Here is a 24,817-nt window from a genome sequence, read left to right as displayed (position 1 = left end):
GTGCCCATGCTGCTAGAAGTCAAAGACCTCCGCACTGAGTTCCCCACGCGCCAGGGCGTCGTGCGCGCCGTCGACGACGTGACCTTCTCCGTAGACGCGGGCGAGACCGTTGCCATCGTGGGCGAGTCTGGCTCGGGCAAGAGCGTGACGTCGCTCTCCATCATGCGTCTGCTGCAGAGCCCCGGCCACGTCGCCGCCGGCTCGATCACCTTCGACGGCCAGGACCTTCTCGCGCTCTCCGAGAAGGAGATGCAGACGGTTCGCGGTGGCAAGATTTCGATGATCTTCCAGGAGCCTATGACGTCGCTCAACCCCGTCTACCGCGTGGGCGACCAGATCGTCGAGGCGATTCGTCTGCACACGGACCTCGACAAGAAGGCCGCGTGGACGCGCGCCGTCGAGATGCTGCGCCTCGTGGGCATTCCCAGCCCCGAGGACCGCGCGCGTGACTATCCGCACCAGATGTCGGGCGGCATGCGCCAGCGCGTCATGATCGCGATGGCGCTCTCGTGCAACCCCAAGCTCCTCATCGCCGACGAGCCCACCACGGCGCTTGACGTGACGATCCAGGCCCAGATTCTCGACCTCATCTACAAGCTGCGCCAGGACTTTAACATGGGCGTGCTGCTCATTACGCATGACCTCGGCGTCGTGAGCGAGGTGGCGGATCGCGTAGTCGTCATGTATCTCGGACAGGTTGTCGAAACGGCGACGGTCATGCAGCTTTTCGAGAAGCCGCTTCATCCCTATACGCTGGGACTTCTCGAATCCATCCCGCGTCTCGAGGACGACGACGCCAAGCGTCTCTACACCATTCGCGGTCAGATCCCCGCGCCGCTGAACCGCCCCGCGGGCTGCCCGTTCTCGGATCGCTGCGATCGCTGCCGCGAACGCTGCCGCAAGGAGTGCCCGGAGCTTCGCGAGGTTCCCGGCCAGCCGGGCCGCACCGTCCGCTGCTTCTTCTATGACGAGGAGGGGAGTGCCAATGAATAACGACGAGGTACTGCTCGACGTCCAGCATCTGACGAAGAGCTTCGTCGCCGACACGAACTTCTTTGGCAAGCCGACGTCCTTCGTTCAGGCCGTCGATGACGTCTCGTTCCAGATTCGCCGCGGCGAGGCGTTTGGCCTCGTGGGCGAGTCCGGTTGCGGAAAGACGACCATCGGCAAGATGCTGGTGGGCCTGCTTACCCCGACCTCCGGCTCGATAACGTTCGAGGGTCGGGACCTCACGGCAATGTCGCCCAAGGAACGCCGCCGCCTGTGCTGCGACATCCAGCTCATCTTCCAGGATCCCTACGCGAGCCTGAACCCGCGCATGACGGTGGGTAGCATCATCGCCGAGCCCATTCGCACGAACAAGATCCTGCCCGAGGACAAGATTGATGCCCGCGTGGACGAGCTGCTCGAGCTCGTTGGCCTTCCGGCGTCCATGCGCAACCGCTACCCGCACGAGTTCTCCGGCGGCCAGCGCCAGCGCGTGGGTATTGCGCGTGCGCTTGCCGTGAACCCCAAGCTCATCGTGTGTGACGAGCCCGTCTCGGCGCTTGACGTATCGGTGCAGGCGCAGGTCTTGAACCTCCTCGACGACCTTAAGGAGAAGATGGGCCTCACGTACCTGTTCATCGCCCACGGCCTGAACGTCGTGAAGCACGTGAGCGACCGCGTGGGTGTCATGTACCTCGGCCGTCTCATGGAGATTACCGAGAAGAACGAGCTTTACCACCACCCGCTTTGCCCCTATACACAGGCGCTTCTCTCGGCGATTCCGTCGGTCGACCCGAAGATGCGCCGTCGTCGCATCATCCTCGAGGGCGACGTGCCGAGCCCGATCGACCCGCCTGCTGGCTGCCGCTTCTGTAGCCGTTGCTTCGCCAAGGTGGGCGGCTGCGACGTGTCTGCGCCGGAGCTTCGAGAGGTGTCGCCGGGTCACTGGTGCGCGTGCCACCGCTACGACAACGTCCTCGCCGACGGCGTCATTGCGGAGGCGACCAAGATTCAAGAGATCTCGGCGCAGCCGGCGTATGGCCGCGACTCTGACACCGTTCCGGGCGGTATGGGCCCGAACGGTCTGGGAGAGTAGGAACTGCGGGGTCCGCGCGTGTGCGCGGGCCCCGTTTTTTGGCGCGCGGGCGCGAGGACGATGCGCGGGCGTGCGGCGGCGCAGGCATGCGGCGGCGGGCGTGTGCGGAGAAGGCCAACTTTTCGTAAATTTACGAGCAGACTTGCCACTTACGCTTGAAATGTGCTAGGCGTGCAAGGTATCCTATCAAGACGTGTGAGTCGGACGCTCGCACACCATATCTGTCGGCCCCCGAGCGATGTAAATCCAAGCCGGTGGCTGTGGGCGAGCATCTGGCCCGGAGCTGCTGCAGGCGATGCGCATGAGCATCGGGGCCCCGTTTTCGAAAGGGGTCCACCTTTGAGTGAGATTCAGAACTCGTCCGTTTTCTCGCTGGATGACGTGTCCAACGAGGAGATGAACAACCTCATCGACGGTACCATTACCGATTTCGACGAGGGCGATCTTGTCACGGGCACCGTTGTCAAGATTGAGCGCGATGAGGTCCTGCTTGACATCGGCTTCAAGTCTGAGGGCGTTATTCCCGTCCGCGAGCTGTCCATCCGCAAGGACGCCAACCCCGCTGACATCGTGAACCTGGGCGACACCATCGAGGCCCTCGTTCTCCAGAAGGAGGACAAGGACGGCCGTCTGGTCCTCTCCAAGAAGCGTGCCGAGTACGAGCGTGCTTGGAACCGCATCGAGGAGAAGTTCAACGCCGGCGAGAACGTCGAGGGCGAGGTCATCGAGGTCGTCAAGGGCGGCCTTATCCTCGACATCGGCCTGCGCGGCTTCCTGCCCGCCTCCCTCGTCGACCTCCGTCGCGTCAAGGATCTCAACGCTTACATGGGCACCCGCATCGAGGCCCGCGTCATCGAGATGGACCGCAACCGCAACAACGTTGTCCTCTCCCGTCGCGTTGTCCTCGAGGAGGCTCGCAAGGCCGAGCGCTCCGAGATTCTCTCGAAGCTCCAGCCGGGCATGCGCCTCAAGGGCACGGTCTCCTCGATCGTCGACTTCGGCGCCTTCGTCGACCTCGGCGGCATCGACGGCCTGATTCACATCTCCGAGCTCTCTTGGAACCACGTCAACCACCCCTCCGAGGTCGTCAAGGTCGGCCAGGAGGTCGAGGTTCAGGTTCTCGACGTCGACCTCAACCGCGAGCGCATCTCCCTCGGTCTCAAGCAGACCACCGAGGATCCTTGGCGCACGCTCGTCAAGAAGTACCCGGTCGACGCCATCGTTGAGGGCGTTGTCACCAAGCTCGTCCCGTTCGGCGCCTTCGTCGACCTCGGCGACGGTATCGAGGGCCTGGTCCACATCTCCGAGATGGCCAAGCAGCACGTCGACGCCCCTGCCCAGGTTTGCAAGGTTGGCGACAAGGTCCAGGTCAAGGTCATGGAGATCGACCTCGATCGTCGTCGTATCTCCCTGTCCATGAAGGCCGCTGCTGAGACCCTCGGTTTCGAGGTCGAGGTTGAGCCGATGGACAAGCCCGAGGAGGCCGCTGAGGCCACCGAGGCTGCTGAGACCATCGAGGCCACCGACGCCGAGTAAATCTCGCGCTTAGGTAACTAGCTCGATTGCGGGGCCGCTCACGAAAGTGGGCGGCCCTTTTTGCGTGCGACGGGAGGTCTCGCACGCCACCAGCTCGCCGCGCGATGGGTCCGATGTTGCGGGGGCGTTGCGATTCCCGCGCGCCGCCGGGCTCGCTCGATGGTTCGATGTTGCGGTGGCGTTGTGATTCCCTCGTGTGCGGTTAGTGTCCGCAATGCCGGGTAGAATTATTTCTCGAAGAAAAAGGAAGGCAGGTTTTCATGGCAAACGGTACGAATGGCAACAAGATGGAAGAGGCGCAGCGTAAGGTTCTTGAGTGGGCTCGTGGGCGCAATGGCGCGGATGAGCTCTCTGGTGCCTGCACGACGCTTGCCGTGATTCTTGTCATCATCGATTTGTTTGCGCGCACAACCTGGGTTTCAGTCGTAGCGCTGATTCTCCTCGGCTATTCATGGTTCCGCATCACGTCGAAGGATGTCTCTGCCCGCAGCCGTGAGAACTCGCAGGTCCTTAAAGCGGCTGGTCCTGTGATTTCGTTCCTAGCGAACCCTGCTGCTGAGCTTCGCGAGGCCAAGAACTACGTTCACCTCGCCTGTCCCGGGTGTGGTCAGCGCGTCCGTATTCCTCGCGGCAAAGGCAAGGTTCGCATTACCTGCCCCAAGTGCCACACGCGTTTTGATGGCAAGGCGTAGTCGATCATGGCACATACGACGTTTCTAGCTGGCGGTATCGCGTCGGGTAAGTCAACCGTTGCCCGTCTGCTGCATGATCGCGGTGCCTGGCTGTGTGATCTTGACCAGGTCTCCCGCGAGGTCCTCGAGGTGGGTAGTCCCGTTCTGGAGGCTATTGCGGCAGAGTTCGGTGATGATCTGATTGATGGGGATACGGGCGAGCTGAATCGAGGCGAGCTAGCGGCCCGCGCGTTTGCCACGCCGGAGGATACGGCGCGCCTCGAGGCGATTGAGATGCCCGCCATTCGTGAGCGTCTCGCCGCCATCCTTACGAGCTCGAGCTGTTCTGGGGCTGAGCCAAAGCTGACGATTGTCGAGGTGCCCCTGCTCGATCGCGTGGAGGATTTGCTTCCTCTTGCGGATGATGTCCTTATCGTGACGGCACCACTAGCGCTTCGTCGTGAGCGTGCCATTGGTCGCGGTATGGCGGGGGAGGATTTCGATGCTCGCGTGGTGCATCAGCCAAGTGACGAGTATCTTCGCGCCCACGCCACGCATGTGATCGAAAACGATGCTGGCGCTGCGGCGTTAGAGGCTGCCGTGGACGCGTGGTGGCTCGAGGTCATGGGGGAGTAGCGAAGCCCGATTTAGTTCCCGAGCCCCGGGATGGCCTCCCCGGATCTAGGGCTTTGGCTCGTGTCGGCTTGGTTCGTACGTGTATAATGGCGATATCGAACAGCTGTACGTAGCGGAGGAAACATGGGCGCACAGGAGGCAACTTCAAATCAGCCGCAGGTCACGGGCCATGTTGGCGCTGAGCTCCGCCGTTTTGGCGTCGAGAGCGCCGGCGTGCCCCTTAAGGTTGTCTCTTCGTTCGAGCCGGCAGGCGATCAACCTCAGGCCATAGCCAAGCTCGCGAAGGGCATCGAGGATGGCCTTCGTTACCAGACCCTCCTTGGCGTTACGGGTTCCGGCAAGACCTACACCATGGCCAAGACGATCGAGGCCGTCAACAAGCCTACGCTCATCATGGAGCCCAACAAGACTCTCGCGGCCCAGGTTGCAAGCGAGATGCGCGAGCTCTTTCCCAACAATGCCGTAGTCTATTTCGTCTCCTACTATGACTACTACCAGCCGGAGGCCTACGTTCCACAGAGTGATACCTACATCGAGAAGGATGCCTCGATCAACGAGGAGGTCGAGAAGCTCCGCCACCAGGCCACGGCAAGTTTGCTCTCGCGTCGCGATGTCATCTGCGTTGCCTCGGTGAGCTGCATTTACGGTATCGGTAGTCCGGAGGACTATGCGGGCCTTGCCCCCAACGTCTCAAAGGATGAGCCGCTCGAGCGCGACGATTTCATCCACTCGTTAATTGACATCCAGTATGACCGCAACGACATCGATCTTGCTCGCGGCTGCTTCCGCGTGCGCGGGGAGCGCGTGGATGTGTTCCCGCCATATGCTGAGCACCCTCTCCGCATCGAGTTCTTCGGTGATGAAGTCGAGGTTATCGCTGAGATCGATGAGGTCACGGGCGAGATTCTGCGCGAGTTTGACGCGGTGCCCATTTGGCCGGCAAGTCACTATGTCACGGAGCGACCCAAGATCAACCGCGCGCTCGACACCATCAACCAAGAGCTTACGGAGCGCCTGGCCCAGCTCAAGGAAGCCGACAAGCTCCTCGAGGCTCAGCGCCTGCGCGAGCGTACGGGGTATGACCTCGAGATGCTTGAGAACATGGGATATTGCAACGGCATCGAGAACTACTCGCGTCACCTCGATGGCCGTGCTCCTGGCGAGCCACCCTTCACGCTTATCGACTATTTCCCCAAGGACATGCTCTGCATCATCGACGAGAGCCACGTGACGGTGCCTCAAATCCGCGGCATGCATGAAGGTGACCGCGCGCGCAAGATTACGCTGGTAGAACACGGATTTCGCCTGCCTAGCGCGCTCGATAACCGTCCCTTGCGCTTCGATGAGTTCGAGAGCCGAGTGCCGCAGTTCGTCTATGTCTCGGCCACGCCCGGAGACTACGAGGAGCAGGTTAGCCAGCAGACGGTCGAGCAGATCATCCGCCCGACTGGCCTGCTTGATCCGTTGATTGACGTGCGCCCCATCCGTGGCCAGATCGATGACCTGACGGAGGAGATTCGCACGCGCGTTGCCGCAAAGGAGCGCGTTCTGGTGACGACGCTCACCAAGCGCATGGCGGAGGACCTTACGGATCATCTCCTCGACGAGGGGCTTAAGGTCAACTACATGCACTCGGACACTGCAACGCTCGATCGCGTGGATATCATTCGCGACCTGCGCATGGGTAAGATTGACGTGCTCGTGGGCATCAACCTCCTTCGCGAGGGCCTCGACATTCCGGAGGTCTCGCTTGTGGCGATCCTTGATGCAGATAAGGAGGGCTTCCTCCGCAACCGTCGCTCGCTCATTCAGACGATGGGCCGTGCCGCGCGTAACGCTCACGGTGAGGTCATCATGTATGCGGATCGCATTACGGATTCAATGCGCATCGCCATTGATGAGACTCGCCGGCGCCGCGCCGCTCAGGAGGCGTTCAACGAGGAACACGGCATCGTGCCCAAGACCGTCAAGAAGTCGATTGCGGACATCTCGAGCTTTATTTCCGAGGCAGAGGAGACGATTGGCGACAAAACGCGCGACCGCCATGGCACGGGAAGCCACGGTGCCTTCGAGAGCCTTGCCGGGGTTGATGCCGATGCGCGTGCGAAGAGTGAGGCTACGGCCAAGCCTGTTGCCACCGAGCTCGCGAAGAAGCTGCCTCGCGAAGAGCTGACTCGCATTATGGAAGCGCTTGAGAGTGACATGGCGGCGGCGAGCGAAGCCATGGACTTCGAGCGTGCCGCTGACCTGCGCGATCAGCTCGTCGAACTCAGGAGCAAGGTAGAGGGAACTACGGAGGACGAGGTCATGGCTCGCCTTAAGGCTGGCGCACGCAAGGGGAGCGTCCACGCCACTCGCAGACGCTACCAACCGAGGAAGAAGTAGCGCCTAGGCTATGGACCCTTCAAACAGATCGTGCCGTAGGTTGGTTTCGGCTCGTTTCTGCTGCGATGTCTTGCTGACGTCGATATCAAGCTTTAGCGCGAGGAGCCGTTTAATTGCGCTCCAGCTGTTCTGGTGCTCGATTTGCTCGTGTGTGATGGGGATGACCTCTACGCCCATAAGCTGGAGCGCCGCCGTGCGCGCGGCGTCGCTGAGGGACGCTGCTTCGCCGCCATGGACGGACGCCCCCTGGCATTCGACTGCGACGGGCGGGTGCGTCTCGGTTCCTTCGAAGAATAGGTCCGCGTAGCAGCAACTCTTCTGATATAACTCCTGCGCTTGGCCTGACAGGGCGATTCGATGATTATTCGTGAACGCGAGCCCGAGGCCACCACTTGCTTTGGGAAGTCCAAGCAAGATGGACACTTTCGCCTCGAAGGGAGAAGCGCATACACCTGTCATATGGGAGACGGCCCAGCGCAGACGCTTGATTCCATGAAGCCCTTCGAGTTGCCACGTGAGCCTCGCGAGCTCGTCGACGCTTAAGATTGGGTCTCGTTTCCAGAGGTCAAGCGGTTTTCCCCTTGATCCGATGACTCGTCGCCATCCGTCGTGCGGCGCCAACAGTCCCTTCGCGAGGGCCTCCGAGAGCGTCGCTTCCGTGCGAGCGTTGGGGCTAAAAGCCGAGTATGTTCCGCATAGTTCATAGGCAGCCATAAGCAATTGCGCGGGAGCAAGTTGCGTCGCAAGGTCTAGCAGCGTAAATGCGGGTGATGTCACCTGAAAGTTATGGTCCGTATCGAGAACGCTGCCAAACGGAAGCTCTCGGCTAACCACGTGCGTGCGATAGAGCTTTGTTCTAGTGCAGGGCCTGCTGGAAAGCGAGAGCCTATGCAGGGGCACTTTGAGCAAGTCGACAACTGTCGGGTTATGCAAGACGCCACGATGAGAAGGGTCATTAAACGTGTCTGGCAACGGTGGATACAGGGCTAGAACCTGGGGTGGAACTCGGTGATATCGGAAAGCGGTGATTGAGTAGAGCGGCATTTCCACGGCAACTCCAATGACTATTCGCAAGAGACTCGTAGATCCAGCGTCTACGGAAGCCAATCGCTTGGTTTCGATGGGGTTGGTGGCGTGCATAGGATTATAGGCGGTCTTTGGCGATTAAAAACCCAATGGTTAGTGGGAAACTGCCCTAGGTTTTGTGGGACGATGCGAAATTCTATAGCCAAAACGGTTTTTGCCGAGTAGCTCTAATCTACGTGAGCTAATTACCAGCAGTTTTAATGTTGGCGAGTGTGGAGCTACTTGGAAAACTGGTATTGGCTATAGAATTTCGAGTCCACTAAATCTGGCTTCGCGTAATGAGGCGCGAAGAAGTATCCCAAATCACAAATCGCTGTGTCGGAATGGCTGAATCACCCTGATTTCGGGTGCTGAATGCGTTCAAAAACGACTTTCGTTGATTACTTGCGCATATTTGGGATATAAAACCTAAGTCAACCATTAGCAGATTTGCGAGCAGCGGCCCGCGTGGTCGTAGCTTGCCCGCGTCGCTCGTCTCGGGAGGCCTGCACATGCGCAAGTTCAAGACAGAGAGCAAGAAGCTCCTCGACCTCATGATCAACTCGATCTACACCAACAAGGAGATCTTCCTTCGAGAGCTCATCTCCAATGCGTCTGACGCCGAGGATAAGCTCTATCTCCGCAGCCTCACGGATTCCACGATCGATCTCGACGAGGATAGCCTCGCCATTCGCGTGACGCCCGACAAGGACGCGCGCACCCTCACCATCTCGGACAATGGCCTTGGCATGACGGCGGAGGAGCTCGAGAAGAACCTCGGCACGATTGCGCACTCAGGTTCTGAGGAGTTCAAGGCAGAGAATGCCGAGCACCAGGGCGACGACGTCGATATTATCGGCCAGTTTGGTGTCGGCTTCTATTCTGCCTTCATGGTCGCCAAGGAGGTTCGTGTGGTGACCAGAGCTGCTGGCGAGGACGTCGCGCATGAGTGGGTGAGCGACGGCCTCGAGGGCTATACCATCGCAGATGCCAAGCGCGATCACTGTGGCGCTGACGTCATCCTTACCCTCAAGGATGACGTCGAAGGTACGGATGGCGCAGAGGGCGAGCGCTACAGTCGTTTCCTCGAGGAGTGGACCCTCAAGGAGCTTATCCGCCAGTACAGCAACTACGTGCGCCATCCCATCCAGATGATGGTCACCAAGAGCCGTCAGAAGCCCAAGCCCGAGGACGCTCCGGAGGACTACACCCCTGAGTACGAGGACTACACAGAGCTCGAGACCATCAACTCCATGACGCCGATTTGGAAGAAGCGTGACGTCGAGCAGAAGGACTACGACGAGTTCTACAAGTCCACCTTCCATGATTGGGAGGATCCGGCGCGCACCATCACCTTCCACGCCGAGGGCGCGCTCGAGTACGACGCGCTGCTGTTCGTCCCGGGCAAGGCTCCGTTCGACCTCTACAGCAAGGATTACGAGAAGGGCCTCGCGCTCTATAGCTCCAACGTCCCGATCATGGAGAAGTGCGCTGACCTCCTGCCTGACTATTACAACTTCGTGCGTGGTATCGTGGATTCGCCGGATGTCACGCTGAACATCTCGCGTGAGACGCTGCAGCAGAATCGCCAGCTCAAGGCTATCGCCAAGCGTATCGAGAAGAAGGTCACGAATGAGCTCGAGGCGATGCGCGATCAGGATCGCGAGGCCTACGAGAAGTTCTTCGAGAACTTCGGCCGTGGCCTCAAGTACGGCATCTATTCGAGCTATGGCATGAAGGCCTCTGAGCTCGCGGACCTCCTGCTCTTCTGGAGCGCTCGCGAGCAGAAGATGGTCACGCTCGCCGAGTATGCGAAGGCAATGCCTGCCGGCCAGAAGGCCGTCTACTATGCCGCCGGCGACTCTCGCGACCGCCTGGCGAAGATGCCCGTCGTGAAGGCGGCCCTCGATCACGGCTTTGACGTCCTGCTTTGCACTGCTGATGTGGACGAGTTCACCTTCCAGTCCATGCGTGCCTATGAGGCCAAGGGCCTGCCCAAGACTTACGAGGACGACACCGCGCGCGAGGCCGCCGAGAAGGCCGTCGCCGATGGTGCGGAGCCCGAAGTCGAAGATCGCTCGCTCGAGCTCAAGAACGTTGCCGCTGGTGACGTCGACTTTGCCACGGAGGACGAGAAGAAGGCGGCCGAGGAGGCCACGAAGGATAACGAGGACCTCTTCAAGGCGATGAAGGATGCTCTGGGCGAGAAGGTCACGAAGGTCACGGTGTCCGCACGTCTGACCGACGCCCCCGCGGCGATTACCTCCGAGGGTCCGCTCACGCTCGAGATGGAGAAGGTCCTTGCGGCCGGCCCGGACGCAGCGGACGCCCCGAAGGCCCAGCGCGTGCTCGAGCTCAACGCCAAGCACCCCGTCTTCGGCAAGCTCAAGGCCGCCCAGGAAGCCGGTGACACCGACAAGCTCACCAAGTACGCTGGCCTGTTGTATGACCAGGCGCTGCTTGTTGAGGGCATTCTGCCCGATGATCCGGTGGAGTTCGCCCAGAGGGTCTGCGAGCTGATGTAGCTTCGGCTTGGGCTTGCCTGGGGCCGTGAGCGCGGGTGCGAGTTGCGGGCCGTGGCCGCGAGCTTGCGGGTTGCGGGCTTGCGGGCTGCGGGCTGCGGGCGCGGCGTCCGGCCCGTCCGTGGGCGACAGGCGAAATAGCTATGAAAGAGGCGGGGTCTCGCGTGTGCGAGGTCCCGCCTTATTGTGCCGGCATGTGGCGAGCGCTGAGCTAGCTTAGGCGAACGATGGCGTAGGGCGATCCGCTCTCGTCGTCGAGGGTGACGATGGCCGACGGGTTGCCGTCGGCGAGGGGTTCGCGATGAACGTGCGGGTAGATGGTATCGCCGAGCTTGGCGGCGCGGCTGTAGTGGACATCGAGCGTGCAAGGGATGGAGGCCTCGCCCTCTTCAAGCGCACCAAGCGCAAGGCTCACGTACTGCGCGTTGTTGACGTGGTGGTTCGTGTCGATGTGCGCGCCGGTCACCGTTATGGGAGCGCAGGCCAAGCCTTCGCCTTCAACGCGAACAACGTGTTGGATGGGCGGCAGATCGAGCGGAGAGTCGTTGCGAGCGTCCTCGACGTAGGGGGCGGACTCGCTCTCCGGAATGCGGACGGGGCGGCCTTTGTTGGCGTCGAACATGAACCAGCTCGAATCGGCGCGCACAAGGGGATGGCTGGCCGCATCGTCGCTCGCGAGGCAGACGGTGAAGTTTCGGCTGGCGCGAAGGCCCTTGAAACCCGTCGCCCAGGTGCTCACGCGAATCTCGTCGCCGAAGCTCGGGAGCTCGGCGATATCGATCTTCCAGGCGCTGAGTAGCCAGGCGAGTCCCGTCTCGGCGGTGTGTACCGGTCCGAGTCCGAGCTCCTCGCTTCCAAATGTGGTGCAATCCTGCAGGTAGTTGACGAGGGAGGGAATGGACAGCTTACCCGTCTCGTCTATCTCGCTGTATCTCACGCGGCTGGTGAACGAATACATGTGACTCCAATCCTCCCTGGTAGTTTATCCGTCAGGGCTTGTCCTCTGTTTTTGGTAACGCGCTGGAAAGCGGCTGGGGTGATGGGTTCTGATTGCCGGGGCGGCGGACTCTGGCAACCGGGGTGGCGGGTCCTCGCCGGCGGGGCGGCGTGGACCCGCCGGCATGCGCATCGTGCCCCGTCGAACAAAGCGCCCCGCGACGCTGTGGCCGCGCCGCGGGGCGTTGCATATCGGGCGAGGGCCGCCATGCTGGGACGTGCCCGGAAGCCGGAACGAGCCTGGAAGCTAGGACGTGTCCGGAAGCCGGGACGTGCCCGGAGGCGCCCCCTCCGTCTACTCCAGCTCGAAGGCGCCGGTGTAGAGCTGGTAGTAGTAGCCCTTCTTGGCGATGAGCTCGTCATGGTTACCGCGCTCGATCACGTGGCCGTGGTCGAGGCAGATGATCACGTCGGAGTTGCGCACGGTGGAGAGTCGGTGCGCGATGACGAAGGTGGTTCGGCCCTGCATGAGCGCGTCCATGCCCTTCTGAACGATGGCCTCGGTGCGCGTGTCGATCGAGCTCGTGGCTTCGTCCAGGATCATCGCGGGCGGGTCCGCCACGGCGGCGCGGGCGATGGAGATGAGCTGGCGCTGGCCCTGCGAGAGCTGGCTGCCGTTGCCAGTGAGCATCGTGTCGTAACCCTCGGGCAGGCGGGTGATGAAGTCGTCGGCGCCAGCGAGCTTGGCGGCGGCGATGCACTCGGCATCAGTCGCATCGAGCTTGCCGTAGCGGATGTTGTCCATCACGGTGCCGGTGAACAGGTTCACATCCTGCAGCACCACGCCGAGCGAACGGCGCAGGTCTGCCTTGCGGATCTTGTTCACGTTGATGCCGTCATAGCGAATCTTGCCGTCGGCGATGTCGTAGAAGCGGTTGATGAGGTTGGTGATCGTGGTCTTGCCGGCACCCGTGGCGCCCACGAAGGCAACCTTCTGGCCCGGCTTGGCATAGACGGAGACTCCGTAAAGCACCTGGTGGTCAGGCGTGTAGCCAAAGTCGACGTCCTCCATGCGCACGTCTCCGCGAAGGGGCGTGTAGGTGGTGGTGCCGTCGTGGTGCGGGTGCTTCCAGCCCCAGAGACCCGTGCGCTTCTCGGACTCGACGAGCTCACCCTTCTCGACGGCCAGGTTGACGAGCGTGACGTAGCCCTCGTCCTCCTCGGGCTTCTCGTCGATGAGATCGAAGATGCGGTCCGCGCCGGCGAGGCCCATTACCACGAAGTTGATCTGCATGGAAATCTGGCCGATCTGGCCGCAGAACTGCTTGGTCATGTTGAGGAACGGCACCACCACGGCAATGGAAAGCGTCATGCCCGACAGCGACACGTTGGGCACGTCGAGCGCGAGCAGGAGGCCGCCGGCGAGCGCCACGATGACGTAGAGCAGGTTGCCGATGTTCATGAGCACGGGCATGAGGATGTTGCCGTACATGTTGGCCTTCTGGGAGACCTCGAACAGGTGCTCGTTGAAGGCGTCGAAGTCGCGCTCGGCGGCCCGCTCGTGGCAGAAGGCCTTGACGACCTTCTGGCCGTTCATGATCTCCTCGACCTGGCCCTCGACCACGCCGAGCTCCTTCTGCTGGGCCACGAAGTAACGCGCGGAGTTGCCGCCGAGCACCTTGGTCATGAAGACCATAAACGCCACGCCGGCCACGATGACCATGCACATCCACGCGGAGTAGTACAGCATGATGATGAAGACCGTGATGAGCACGACGCCCGTCTGGAAGAGGTTGGGCAGCGACTGGGAGATCATCTGGCGGATGGCGTCGATGTCGTTGGTGTAGTGGCTCATGACGTCGCCGCGCTGGTGCGTGTCGAAGTAGCTGATGGGCAGGTCCTGCATGCGGTTGAACATCTTCTCGCGCAGCTTCTCGAGCGTGCCTTGCGTGATTGTGGCCATGGCGCGGTTCCAGAACGCTGAGGCGGCCACGCCCACGAGGTAGACGGCCGCGAGCACGGACACGAGTGCGAGCACCTGCGGGCCGGCGACGGACCAGTCGCCCGACTCGCCAAACTCGGTCACGATTTGCAGCGCTCCCTGCAGGAACACCGCTCCGAACGAGCTGGAGACGGCCGCGATCAGCAGACACACGACGACGGCCGGCAGCAAGCGGGGATAGAACGAGAACAGCGTCTTGATGAGGCGGATGGCGGTGCTGGCCTTCGCCTGGGGCCTGGTCGGCTTGCTCGTGGCCTTACTCATCGGCCTCGCCTCCCTTCTCGGTCGAGGCGTTCGCGGCGTCTTGCTGTGCCTCGGCTGCCTCGACGTCGGACTCGTCGGTGCCCATGCGGTTCTGCGAGGTATAGGTCTCGCGGTAGATTGGGCTGCGGCGCATGAGCTCGTCGTGGGTGCCCACGTCGGAGATGCGGCCACCGTCCATCACGACGATGCGGTCGGCCTCCTGCACCGAGGAGATGCGCTGGGCGATGATGATCTTGGTGGTTTGGGGCAGGTAGGTCGCCAGGCCCTCGCGGATCTTGGCGTCGGTCTTGGTGTCGACGGCGCTCGTGGAGTCGTCGAGGATGAGGACCTTGGGGTGGCGTAGCAGGGCGCGGGCGATGCAGAGGCGCTGCTTCTGGCCACCGGAGACGTTGGAGCCGCCCTGCTCGATGTAAGTGTCGTAGCCCTCTGGGAAGGTGTCAACGAACTCATCGGCGCAGGCGAGGTGCGCGGCCTCGCGGACCTCGTCGTCGGTGGCGTTTTCGTCGCCCCAGCGCAGGTTCTCGGCGATGGTGCCGCTGAACAGCACGTTCTTCTGCAAGACCATGGCAACGTTGGTGCGCAGGGTCTCCAGGTCGTAGTCGCGCACGTCGACGCCGCCCACGCGGACGGTGCCCTCGGTGGCGTCGTAGAGGCGCGCCACGAGGTTGACGAGCGTGGACTTCGAGGAGCCCGTGCCGCCGATGACGCCGATCGTCTCGCCGCTCTTGATGTGCAGGTCCACGTCGGCGAGCGCCTGGCGCTGGGCGCGTGCGGAGTACTTGAAGCTCACGTGGTCGAAGTCGATCGAGCCGTCGGCAACCTTGTCCACGGCGTTCTCGGGCGCAGCGATCGTGGGCTCTGCCTCGAGGACCTCGTTGATGCGGCGGGCACTCTCGTCGGACATCGTGACCATGACAAAGATCATGGACAGCTGCATGAGGCTCATGAGGATCTGGAAGCCGTAGGTGAAGATGGCCGACAGCTGGCCCACGTCAAACAGCGTGGCGTGGCTCGTGATGATGACCTGCGAGCCAAAGTAGATGATGACGACCCACGTGAGGTCAACGGCGAGCATCATGGCCGGGTTGTTGATGGCCAGGAGCTTCTCGGCGCGCGTGAAATCGCCGCAGATGTCCTGCGCGGCGCGGGCGAACTTGGACTTCTCGTAGTCCTGGCGCACATAGCTCTTCACGACGCGCATGCCCGTGACGTTCTCCTCGATGGACTCGTTGAGCGCGTCGTACTTGTGGAAGACGCGGGCGAAGATCGGTCGCACGAGGTGGATGATGTAGAACAGCACGAATCCCAAGATTGGAATGATGACTGCGTAGACCAGCGCGAGCGCGCCGCCCATGACGGCTGCCATGGTGAAGGCGAACACGAGGCACAGCGGCGTGCGCACGGCGATACGGATGATCATCATGAACGCCTGCTGGACGTTGTTGATGTCGGTGGTGAGTCGCGTCACGAGCGAGCTCGAGGAGAACTCGTCGATGTTGGCAAAGCTGAAGCGCTGGATGTTGTAGAACATGTCGCGACGCAGGTTCTTTGCGAAGCCGCAGCTTGCGTGACTGCAGGTGATGCCGGCGCCGGTGCCGAACGCCAGCGAGCACAGGGCGAGCAGCACGAGGACGCCCGCGGGCTGTAGCAGCTCCTCAACCGTTGCGTTCACCTTGATCTGGTCGATGAGCTGGGCCGTTAGGAAGGGGATGGCCATCTCGCAGATGACCTCGCCCAGAACGAGAAGGGGCGTGGCGATGGAATAGCGCTTGTATTCACGGACGCTGTTCATGAGGTTACGCATGATGACGCCGTAGTTCACCTTCGTATTGGCGATGGGCTTGCTGCCAGCGACGTTTGTGCCGGTGCCGGGCTTGCTGCCAGCGACGTTTGTGCCGGTGCCGGGTGTCTGCTGATCCGCGTCTAGTTCTTGCTGCATGGGCAGTCCCCCTTCTCATACGGGTCGATTGATCTCCAGTGCTCTTTGACGAGGTCAAGCATGTTTTCTAGTTCGTCACGCTGCTCGTGGGTGAGGCAGGTGAGGGCGTCCGCGCGGAAGCCCTCGCGGCGCGCCTGCTCTTCGAGTGCCTGGGCGTGACCCTCGGACGTAAGCTTCACGATGAGCTGGCGACGGTCTTGCGGATCGCGCGTGCGCTCGATGAGGCCATCGCGCTCGATTTTTGCGAGGACCTCCGAAAGCGAGCCGGCTTTGAGGTCGAACATGTTCATGAGCTCGCGCTGGGGCATGGCGTCGCCGTGCTTGAGCAGGGCACAGATGATGGGCGCGCGGCCCGAGCGACCACCACCGTGAATATGGATGTAGTGGCCGCAGAACCCAAGCATGTCCACGATGTGCGCGCACTGGCGCTCGCAGGGGTCCGCGATGTCCATCCAACGTGGGCGGAACGGGTCATCCGTGGTGGGGAGGGGTCTGGATTCGACTCTTCCGCATGGGGTGAAACCCTTCGCGTCTTGCTGCTCCATGGGCCTCCTTTCAATGGTTCTTCGAGTGTGACTCGAGAAGTCTAGGAGCATGCTGAGAGATAGTCAAGGTACCTAATGATTTGGAACCTAATTATTTTACAAGTGCTTTACACCGGCGGCGCGCGTTGGTGCGCGCACTCGGCAGTCAAACGATGGCGACCTTCTGGCATATTCGAAATGCATCCCGCGCCACGAATAGCCGATTCGTGCCGCTAGCGCCTCATACCCCGAATCCGCCGCGCGTTTGTAAGCGCAACGTAAGCGCGGGTCATCCGTACGTAAGGGCGCGTCACCCGCTCGTAAGGCATGGCGGATTACGCCGATCGCGCGCCGGCCGGCCCGTAGAGTCTCGTCTTGGAAAGCGGAAGCGCCTCCACGGGCCACAAGACTCGGTGCCCAGAGGCCAAGCCGCAACGCTCACACACAAAGGAGAACCATGAGCATGGACATGTCTCGTCGTCAGTTCCTCGGTCTTGCCGGCAGCCTCACCGCCGTTGCCGGTCTCGGCCTCGTCGGCTGCGGTGGCTCCGGTGCCGCCAACACGGCCGCCGCTTCCTCCGGGGCTGCCGCCGACCTCTCCGGCTCCATTACCTGCTCGGGCGCCACGAGCTTCCAGCCGCTCGTCGAGGACGCCGCCAACGCCTTCATGGATGCTAACGCCAACGTTAGCATCACCATTTCCGGTGGCGGCTCCGGCCAGGGTCTCTCCGACGTCAAGGACGGCAAGGCCCAGATTGGCCGTTCCGATATCTTCGCCGAGGAGAAGCTTGACGCCGCCGACGCCGCCAAGCTCGTCGACAACCGGGTCGCCGTCGTGGGCATGGGCCCGGTCGTGAACAGCGATGTCGACGTCGACGACCTCACCACCGAGCAGCTCAAGGGCATCTTCACCGGCGAGATCACCAACTGGAGCCAGGTTGGCGGCACCGCCGGCCCGATCCAGGTCATCAACCGCAAGGCTGGCTCCGGCACCCGTGCCACCTTCGAGAGCGCCATCCTCGCCGGCGCCACCGTGCCCGACTCCTTCAAGCCGGTCGCCGAGGAGGACTCCTCCGGCACTGTCGTCGAGAAGCTCCAACAGACCGCTGGCGCCATCTCCTACCTCGCCTTCTCCTACTATGACGACTCTAAGTTCAAGGCCCTCAAGGTCGACGGCGTCGAGCCCACGGCCGAGAACGTCGAGTCCGGCGACTTCAAGATCTGGTCCTACGAGCACATGTACACTACCCAGGACGCCGACGAGGTCACGAAGGCCTTTATCGAGTACATGCTCTCCGATGACGTCCAGGGCTCCCTCGTGGAGGAGAAGGGCTTCATCCCTCTGACCGGCATGAAGGTCAAGAAGGACGCCGCCGGCACTATCTCTGCCGCCTAGCCTAGACACTCCATCCAAAGGACTCGCACATGGCAAAGCAGCTCATGCCGAAGCGAAGCCTGGAGAACGTTGGACTGGGGCTCACGGGGGCGTGCGTCGCCCTCGTGGCCCTCGTTGTCTTGACCCTCATCGTCATGGTCGCCGAGCAGGGTCTCACCACGTTCTTCGTAGACGGCGTTGACTTCGGTAGCTTCATCTCGGGGCAGAACTGGATTCCGACCGACGGCCGCTACGGCGCGCTGCCCCTCATCGTGGGATCGTTCTCCGTCACGATCCTCTCGACGGTCTTCGCGCTTCCCGTCGCCCTGGGCTCGGCGGTCTTCGTGGTCGAGGTCAGGCCGGTCTTCGGTCGCAAGGTCTTCCAGCCACTGGTCGAGCTCCTCGTGGGCATCCCCAGCGTCGTCTATGGACTCATCGGCCTCACGGTGGTCAACGCCGCGATGCGCTCGATCTTCGGCGACGCGGCGGGCACCGGCGCCGGCATCCTCTCGGGTGCCATCGTCCTCGCGGTCATGATCCTGCCCACGGTGACGACGCTCTCCATCGACGCCCTCGCCGCCGTGCCTAACCAGTATCGCGAAGGTTCCTACGCCCTCGGGTGCACGCGCTGGCAGACCGTCACGCACGTCGTCCTCAAGAGCGCGCTCCCGAGCCTGCTTACCGCGGTCATTCTCGGCATGACGCGCGCCTTCGGCGAGACGCTCGCCGTGCAGATGGTCATCGGCGGCGTCGAGAAGGCCATGCCCAACGGCCTGCTTGACCCCGCGGCCACGCTCACGACGGCGCTCACGAGCGGCCTTTCCAACGCGACGACGGGCTCGGTCGAGTACCACGCACTCTGGAGCCTGGGACTTCTGCTCATGGGCATGTCGCTCGTGTTCATCATGGTCATCCACGTTATTGGCAAGAGGGGAGCGAAGGCGAATGGCTAACGCAAACTCGGTATGTGCCGCCGGCACCATGCCCTCCGGCGCCGCCCCCGCCGGGGCTTCCGGCACCCCGAGCGGCCCCGGCGTCATGTCCGGCGTCGACCTCGACGCCCACGCGGCGAAGATTGGTTACCAGGACAAGATCGCGACCGGTGTGCTCACTGCCATCGTCGGCCTCGTGCTGGCGCTGCTTGCCGCCATCGTCATCTACATCCTCGCCCGTGGCCTGTGGAAGGTCGTCCAGCCGGGTTTCCTCACGAACGCCTCGTCTGACAAGGAGCTGCCCGGCATCGCCTTCCAGCTGTTCGACTCGTTCTACATGCTGGTCATCACGCTGCTCATCAGCGTGCCCATCAGCCTGGGCGCGGCCATCTTCCTCGTGGAGTACGCACCCGACAACTGGATCACAAGCGCCGCGTCCACCGCAATCGAGACCCTCTCGAGCCTGCCCTCCATCGTCGTGGGCATGTTCGGCAGCCTGTTCTTCGTCGTGGTGCTCCACTGGGGCATCTCGATCATCGCCGGCGCGCTCGCGCTCACGATGTTCAACATCCCCATCCTCGTGCGCGTCATCCAGCAGGCGCTCTCCGACGTGCCGCGCTCGCAGCGCGACGCCGCACTCGCCATGGGCCTCACGCGCTGGGAGACCACGCTCAACGTGCTGCTCCCCGCCGCCATGCCCGCCATCGTCACCGGCATCGTCATCTCCGCCGGCCGCGTGTTTGGCGAGGCAGCTGCCCTGATCTTCACCTCTGGCTCCGCCACCGCGCGCATCAACTTCGGCGCCGCCATCACGAGCCCGCGCAGCCCCTGGAACATCTTTCGCCCGGCAGAGACGCTGGCCGTCCACATCTGGAAGCTCAAGATGGAGCCCACGCCCGGCAACGACGAGATCGTCTGGGGCACGGCCGCGGTCCTGATCATCTGCGTGCTGCTGTTCAACGTCCTTGCGCGTCTCGCCGGCAAGGCCCTTGCGAGGAGGCTGACGAGCGAATGAGCCAGACCATGACCGAGGGCCTCGACGAGGCCCAGCGCGAGGCCGCCGCCGCGCCCGTCGCGCCCGACGCTGCCGAGGGCCGCGCCTCCGTGACCCCCACCGCTGCCAGTCCCGCCGCACCTGCGCCCGCAGCCTCCACTGCCGCCCCCGCCGCGTCCGCGCCTGCTGCCCCCACCGCGCTCCTCCGCGCTCGCGGCGTCACCGTGCGCTACGACCACGTCAAGGAGGCCCTGCACCCCACCACGCTCGGCTTTGACGCCGGCCAGGTGACGGCGCTTATTGGCCCCTCCGGATGCGGCAAGTCGACCTTCCTGCGCTGCCTCAACCTCATGAACCGCGAGATTCCCAAGTGCGACGTGGGCGGAGAGATCCTCTACCACGGCCGCAACATCAACACGCGTGAGGAGAACCTCTTCGAGCTGCGTACGAGCATCGGCATGGTGTTCCAGCAGCCGACGCCGTTCCGCAAGTCCATCCGCGAGAACATCCTGTTCGCGCCGCGCCGCCACGGCCGCGTCGCCAGCCGCGAGGATGGCGACGAGCTCGTCGAACGTTCGCTTCGCCAGGCGGCCCTCTGGGACGAGGTCAGAGACAAGCTCGACCAGAGCGGCCTGAGCCTCTCCGGCGGCCAGCAGCAGCGCCTCTGCATCGCGCGCACCCTCGCGATGAACCCGGACGTCGTGCTGTTCGACGAGCCCTGCTCGGCGCTCGACCCTATCTCCACCTTCACGGTGGAGGAGACGATTCGCTCGATCGCTGACTCGGGCATCTGCGTCGCCATCGTGACGCACAACATGGAGCAGGCCACGCGCGTGAGCGACCGCACGGCTTTCTTCTATATGGGCGACATGGTCGAGGACGGTCCCACGAAGCGCATCTTCATGGATCCGCACGACGAGCGCCTCGCAGACTACCTCAGCGGAAGGTTTGGATGATCTGATGGAGAAGGAGTTCACCCAGTCGTACCACCGTTCTATCACGGACACCCCGTCCGCCATCGACGTACGCGACTTCAATCTCTGGTATGGGGACTTCCAGGCCTTGAAGCACATCACGCTCGACATCCCCGAGCGCCGCTGCACCGCCTTCATCGGCCCCTCTGGCTGCGGAAAGTCGACGCTGCTCCGCACGTTCAATCGCATGTGCGACTTCGTCGAGACCGTGCGCCACGAGGGCGCGATCGAGTTCGCGGCCGAGGACGTCTTCGCGATGGATGCCAACGCGCTGCGCGTCCACGTGGGCATGGTCTTCCAGCACCCCAACCCGTTCCCGATGAGCATCCGTGACAACGTCCTCTACGGCCTCAACCGCATGACGCGCCTCACTCGCGCCCAGGCGGACGAGGTCCTCGAGCGCACGCTCACCGAGGCTGCCCTCTGGGACGAGGTCAGAGACAAGCTCGACCAGAGCGGGCTCGGCCTCTCCGGTGGCCAGCAGCAGCGTCTCTGCATCGCGCGCGCCCTGGCGACGAGCCCGGACGTCCTGCTCATGGACGAGCCGACGAGCGCCCTCGATCCCATCTCGACCCTCGTGGTCGAGGAGCTCATGCAGCAGCTCTCGCGCGAGCACACCGTCGTGGTCGTCACCCACAACATGCAGCAGGCGACCCGCGTTGCCGACAAGACCGCGTTCTTCTACCTCGGTGAGCTCATCGAGGCCGGTCCCACCAAGGAGCTGTTCGCCAACCCGCGCGAGCAGCGCACCCAGGAATATCTCTCAGGGAGGTTCAGCTGATATGGCTACCCGGATCGAGTTCACAAGGCAGTTGAGCGATATGGAGGGCCTGCTCGCGCGTTTCGCCGAGAAGTCCGCGACGGACGTCCACGCTGCGGGCCTCGCCGCCTCCGGTGACCGTGGCGCCGAGACGGGCGTCCTCGAGGGGAGGAAGCCCGCCGATCGCCTCCGCCAAGAGATCGAGAGCCTCTGCCTCGACATCATGCTCATGCAGCAGCCGCTCATCGGCGAGGACCTGCGCTTTGTGTCCGCGTCGTTCCGCCTGGTCTCCGACCTCGCGCAGATCGACTCCATGACGCGCGACGTCGCCTTCGTCTTCTCCGAGATGCCCGCCGACGTCACGACCCGCCTGTCCGACTCCTTCGCTCACATGAGCGAGCACGCGGCGAAGATGGTCGACGACAGCATCGAGGCGTTCCTCACCAAGAACGTCGAGCTCGCGCAGAAGGTCATCGCCAGCGACGACGTCCTCGACAAGATGTACGCCGCTGCCGAGGCGGTCGTCGTCGAGCTCATCAGGCAGGGCCAGCCGTCGCCCGGCAGCCTCCCGGAGCTGCTCATGGCCGCCAAGTACTTCGAGCGAATCGGTGACCAGGCGCAGCGCATCGCCGATTGGGCGGTGTTCCGCGCCACCGGAGAGCGTATCCTTACCGGTGGGGACCACTCCGCCGCCAACACGGACGGGGAGTAGTCCAAAGTGATGGCGGATCGGATGGAGAGCGACCAGTTGATCTACTACGTCGAGGACGAGAAGAACATCCGCGAGCTGACGGTCTACGCGCTGTCGCAGGCTGGCATCGAAGCCAAGGGCCTTCCCGATGACGCGGCGTTCAGACGCGCCTGCGCCGAGCGCACCCCTGACGCGGTGCTTCTCGACATCATGCTGCCCGATACGGACGGCCTCACCATCCTAAAGCGAATCCGCCAGACGCCCGGCCTCTCCCAGGTGCCGGTCATGATGCTCACGGCTCGCGACTCGGAGCTTGACACCGTGACCGCCCTCGACGGCGGAGCGGACGACTACCTCGCAAAACCCTTCGGCATGATGGAGATGGTGAGCCGTGTGCGCGCCCTGCTGCGTCGCGCCCCGTCGCGCGCCGTCGCCTCGGCCGCCGTCTCCGACGTCATGAATCTGGGACCTTTGTCCCTTTCTCCCTCCAGGCACGAGGTCTCCCTCGAAGGAAAGCCCCTTAATCTCACCGTCAGGGAATTCGATTTGCTATCGTTCCTCATGAGGTCTCCCGGTGTGGTGTTCAACCGCGAGACGCTTCTGCAGCGCGTGTGGGGTTGGGACTTCGACGGCGGTAGCCGCACGGTCGACGTCCACGTCCAGACGCTGCGCCAGAAGCTCGGCGATCACGCCGAACTCATCGAGACAGTGCGTGGGGTTGGATACCGATTAAGGGGCTAGTGCCATGGCGGAGGACGCGACCAACGGCATGATGGGTCAGGACGAACTTCCTGAGCAGGTGGCTGATGCCGTCGATGACGGCGGCGCCACCGGGGCTGTGACGCCTTCGGGCGAGGGTGGCGCGGATAGGGACGCGCTCACCGTGCCCGTCGCGGATGCCGTGCCTGCCGCGGATGCGGATGTCGACGGCGGCGCCACCCCGCGGAGGGTCCGTGCGCTCCTGTGCTGCGGGCGCAAGTCCCTTGCGCGCCGCATCTTCGTCTCGCTCGCCGCCGTGTCCGCCATCGCGGCGGTTGCGGTTCTCGTCATCGCCTCACTCGTCTACCAAAAGAGCGGCGTGCGCGACGCCGGCCGCATGCTCGAGACCGAGTGCGCCCTCGTCAAGACGAGCATGCGCGGCACGCAGTCTGACATCATCCACCTCACCAACCTCGACCTCGGCGAGGCGCGCGTGACCGTCGTCAGCCCCGACGGCACCGTGCTCTATGACAACCAGAACAGCGTCGACAGCATGCCCAACCACGCCGACCGCCCCGAGATCGCCGGGGCGCTCGAGACGGGAAAAGGCTCTGCGGAGCGTGATTCTGCCACGTCTGGCAGGGTCGAGATCTATCGCGCCGTTCGCCTCGACAACGGCAACGTGCTGCGCCTCGCCGTCGCCCGCGATGGCATCAGGGCGGCGCTCGGGCATGACGTACTGCTTGCCGTTGCCGTCGTCACCGCCGTGGTGCTCGTGTGCTGGGCCGTGTCGCGCTTGATCGTCGACCGCCTCGTGGAACCCATCCTCGACATCGATCCCTCGAATCCTGACCCGGAGGGCTCCTACGTGGAGCTCGAGCCCCTGGTCGAGCGCATTGACGAGCAGATGGGGGAGCTCCGTGGCGCGGACCTCATGCGCCGCGAGTTCACCTCGAACGTGACGCACGAGCTCAAGACGCCGCTCTCCACCATCTCTGGTGCGGCGGAGCTCATTCGTGACGGCATCGCGAAGCCCGAGGACGTGCCGGAGTTCGCCGGCCGCATCGTGGACGAGGCACACCACATGACGGACCTCGTGAACGACATCCTCACCCTCTCCAAGCTCGATGAGTCCGAGCGCGCCGGTGACACCTCGCTGCTTGGCAAGGCCGAGCCCGTCGATATCGCCCATGCGCTTCGCGAGGTCGGCCACCGTCTCGCGCCCGTGGCCGATGCCGCCGGCGTGAGACTCACTTGCAGCGGAGACCCCGTCGTCGTGCGCGGCATTCCATCGCTTCTCGACGAGCTCGTCTACAACCTGTGCGACAACGCGGTCCGTTACAACCACGCCGGCGGCACGGTCGACGCCCACATCGACGTCGTTGACGGATGCCCGCGCCTCGTCGTGGCCGATACCGGCCTGGGTATCCCCGAGGCGGCGCAGGCCAAGGTCTTCGAGCGCTTCTATCGCGTCGACGCGAGCCGGTCGCGCGAGCGCGGCGGCACGGGCCTGGGCCTCGCTATCGTGAAGCACGCCGCGGCCTATCACGGCGCCAAGCTCACGCTCGAGTCGAAGGAGGGCGTCGGCACCACCGTGACCGTCACCTTCCCAGAGTCCTCGCTCGTGGAGGCACTCGGCTAGTCGCCGGCAGCTTGCCATTCTCGGACGCTCGATTCGGGGCGGTGCCTCTCCGGGGGCGCCGCCCCGGTCTTTCTCGGCCTCTCGGCCCCGTTCCCGCCCGGCGCCTCTCGGCCGTCCGGCCCCGCTCCCGCCATTCCCGGGCGTGCAAAAGTGCGATAATCAGCAGGTTGACTGACTATCGAGAAGG

Annotated in this window: 20 protein-coding genes; 15 read left to right on the top strand and 5 right to left on the bottom strand. The window is 63.3% G+C overall.

The window, feature by feature from the left end; all coding sequences use genetic code 11:
- Positions 1–6 precede the first annotated feature (6 nt).
- From Q0H23_RS05885 to uvrB, 6 genes are all read left to right on the top strand, one after another.
- The gene (locus Q0H23_RS05885) at positions 7–993 is read left to right on the top strand and encodes an ABC transporter ATP-binding protein (protein ID WP_293836613.1); all 987 of its coding nucleotides are present in this window, start codon (positions 7–9) and stop codon (positions 991–993) included.
- On the top strand, positions 986–2,083 hold the full coding sequence (locus tag Q0H23_RS05880; protein ID WP_293836611.1) for an oligopeptide/dipeptide ABC transporter ATP-binding protein: 1,098 nt from the start codon (positions 986–988) through the stop codon (positions 2,081–2,083). Before Q0H23_RS05885 ends, Q0H23_RS05880 begins: the two co-directional genes overlap by 8 nt.
- A 339-nt stretch (positions 2,084–2,422) precedes the next feature.
- Entirely contained in the window at positions 2,423–3,619 is a 1,197-nt protein-coding gene (gene rpsA / locus Q0H23_RS05875; RefSeq protein ID WP_293814992.1) for a 30S ribosomal protein S1, read from the top strand.
- Positions 3,620–3,879: 260 nt separating this feature from the next.
- Positions 3,880–4,311, top strand: coding sequence for a zinc ribbon domain-containing protein (locus Q0H23_RS05870; RefSeq protein ID WP_293836609.1), 432 nt, complete (start codon positions 3,880–3,882; stop codon positions 4,309–4,311).
- 6 nt (positions 4,312–4,317) lie between these two features.
- Positions 4,318–4,926 (top strand): dephospho-CoA kinase, encoded by a 609-nt coding sequence (coaE, locus tag Q0H23_RS05865; RefSeq protein ID WP_293836607.1) that lies wholly within the window; start codon positions 4,318–4,320, stop codon positions 4,924–4,926.
- A gap of 123 nt (positions 4,927–5,049) precedes the next feature.
- A complete protein-coding gene (uvrB, locus tag Q0H23_RS05860) occupies positions 5,050–7,311 on the top strand; it encodes an excinuclease ABC subunit UvrB (RefSeq protein WP_293836605.1) in 2,262 nt (753 codons plus the stop codon).
- Positions 7,312–7,314: 3 nt separating this feature from the next.
- Here the strand turns inward: uvrB and Q0H23_RS05855 are convergent, their stop codons facing one another.
- Entirely contained in the window at positions 7,315–8,025 is a 711-nt protein-coding gene (locus tag Q0H23_RS05855) for a hypothetical protein (protein ID WP_293836603.1), read from the bottom strand.
- Between the two features lie 863 nt (positions 8,026–8,888).
- Here Q0H23_RS05855 and htpG point away from each other — a divergent pair.
- The gene (gene htpG, locus Q0H23_RS05850) at positions 8,889–10,901 is read left to right on the top strand and encodes a molecular chaperone HtpG (protein WP_293836601.1); all 2,013 of its coding nucleotides are present in this window, start codon (positions 8,889–8,891) and stop codon (positions 10,899–10,901) included.
- A gap of 208 nt (positions 10,902–11,109) precedes the next feature.
- Here the strand turns inward: htpG and Q0H23_RS05845 are convergent, their stop codons facing one another.
- The 4 genes from Q0H23_RS05845 to Q0H23_RS05830 all read right to left on the bottom strand — a co-directional run bounded on the left by Q0H23_RS05845 (position 11,110) and on the right by Q0H23_RS05830 (position 16,584).
- Positions 11,110–11,856, bottom strand: coding sequence for an acyl-ACP thioesterase domain-containing protein (locus Q0H23_RS05845; RefSeq protein WP_293836599.1), 747 nt, complete (start codon positions 11,854–11,856; stop codon positions 11,110–11,112).
- Positions 11,857–12,189: 333 nt separating this feature from the next.
- A complete protein-coding gene (locus Q0H23_RS05840) occupies positions 12,190–14,100 on the bottom strand; it encodes an ABC transporter ATP-binding protein (RefSeq protein WP_293836597.1) in 1,911 nt (636 codons plus the stop codon).
- Positions 14,093–15,892: an ABC transporter ATP-binding protein gene (locus Q0H23_RS05835; protein WP_293836653.1), complete on the bottom strand. Its 1,800-nt coding sequence runs from the start codon at positions 15,890–15,892 to the stop codon at positions 14,093–14,095. Before Q0H23_RS05835 ends, Q0H23_RS05840 begins: the two co-directional genes overlap by 8 nt.
- Before the next feature lie 131 nt (positions 15,893–16,023).
- Positions 16,024–16,584: a MarR family winged helix-turn-helix transcriptional regulator gene (locus tag Q0H23_RS05830; RefSeq protein ID WP_293836595.1), complete on the bottom strand. Its 561-nt coding sequence runs from the start codon at positions 16,582–16,584 to the stop codon at positions 16,024–16,026.
- A gap of 436 nt (positions 16,585–17,020) precedes the next feature.
- Between Q0H23_RS05830 and Q0H23_RS05825 the strand changes: the two genes are divergently transcribed.
- The 8 genes from Q0H23_RS05825 to Q0H23_RS05790 are packed head-to-tail and all read left to right on the top strand — an operon-like array spanning position 17,021 to position 24,630.
- The gene (locus tag Q0H23_RS05825; protein ID WP_293836593.1) at positions 17,021–17,959 is read left to right on the top strand and encodes a phosphate ABC transporter substrate-binding protein; all 939 of its coding nucleotides are present in this window, start codon (positions 17,021–17,023) and stop codon (positions 17,957–17,959) included.
- A gap of 29 nt (positions 17,960–17,988) precedes the next feature.
- Positions 17,989–18,891, top strand: a complete 903-nt coding sequence (gene pstC / locus Q0H23_RS05820; protein WP_293836591.1) for a phosphate ABC transporter permease subunit PstC — start codon at positions 17,989–17,991, stop codon at positions 18,889–18,891.
- Positions 18,884–19,885, top strand: a complete 1,002-nt coding sequence (gene pstA / locus Q0H23_RS05815) for a phosphate ABC transporter permease PstA (RefSeq protein ID WP_293836589.1) — start codon at positions 18,884–18,886, stop codon at positions 19,883–19,885. Before pstC ends, pstA begins: the two co-directional genes overlap by 8 nt.
- On the top strand, positions 19,882–20,820 hold the full coding sequence (locus Q0H23_RS05810) for a phosphate ABC transporter ATP-binding protein (RefSeq protein ID WP_293836587.1): 939 nt from the start codon (positions 19,882–19,884) through the stop codon (positions 20,818–20,820). Before pstA ends, Q0H23_RS05810 begins: the two co-directional genes overlap by 4 nt.
- Positions 20,821–20,824: 4 nt before the next feature.
- Positions 20,825–21,619 carry a phosphate ABC transporter ATP-binding protein PstB gene (pstB, locus tag Q0H23_RS05805; RefSeq protein ID WP_293836585.1) on the top strand — a complete coding sequence of 265 codons (795 nt, stop codon included), beginning with the start codon at positions 20,825–20,827 and terminating at the stop codon, positions 21,617–21,619.
- A 1-nt stretch (position 21,620) separates the two neighbouring features.
- Positions 21,621–22,310: a PhoU domain-containing protein gene (locus tag Q0H23_RS05800; protein WP_293836583.1), complete on the top strand. Its 690-nt coding sequence runs from the start codon at positions 21,621–21,623 to the stop codon at positions 22,308–22,310.
- A 9-nt stretch (positions 22,311–22,319) separates the two neighbouring features.
- Complete coding sequence (locus tag Q0H23_RS05795; protein ID WP_293836581.1) at positions 22,320–23,030, top strand: response regulator transcription factor; 711 nt, start codon at positions 22,320–22,322, stop codon at positions 23,028–23,030.
- Between the two features lie 4 nt (positions 23,031–23,034).
- Entirely contained in the window at positions 23,035–24,630 is a 1,596-nt protein-coding gene (locus Q0H23_RS05790; RefSeq protein WP_293836579.1) for an ATP-binding protein, read from the top strand.
- Positions 24,631–24,817: the final 187 nt, after the last annotated feature.

Source organism: uncultured Parolsenella sp. (genome assembly GCF_934660935.1).
Lineage (GTDB): Bacteria > Actinomycetota > Coriobacteriia > Coriobacteriales > Atopobiaceae > Parolsenella.
Note: the sequence above shows the minus strand (reverse complement) of the source record. Positions and strands in the feature narration are given on the sequence as shown.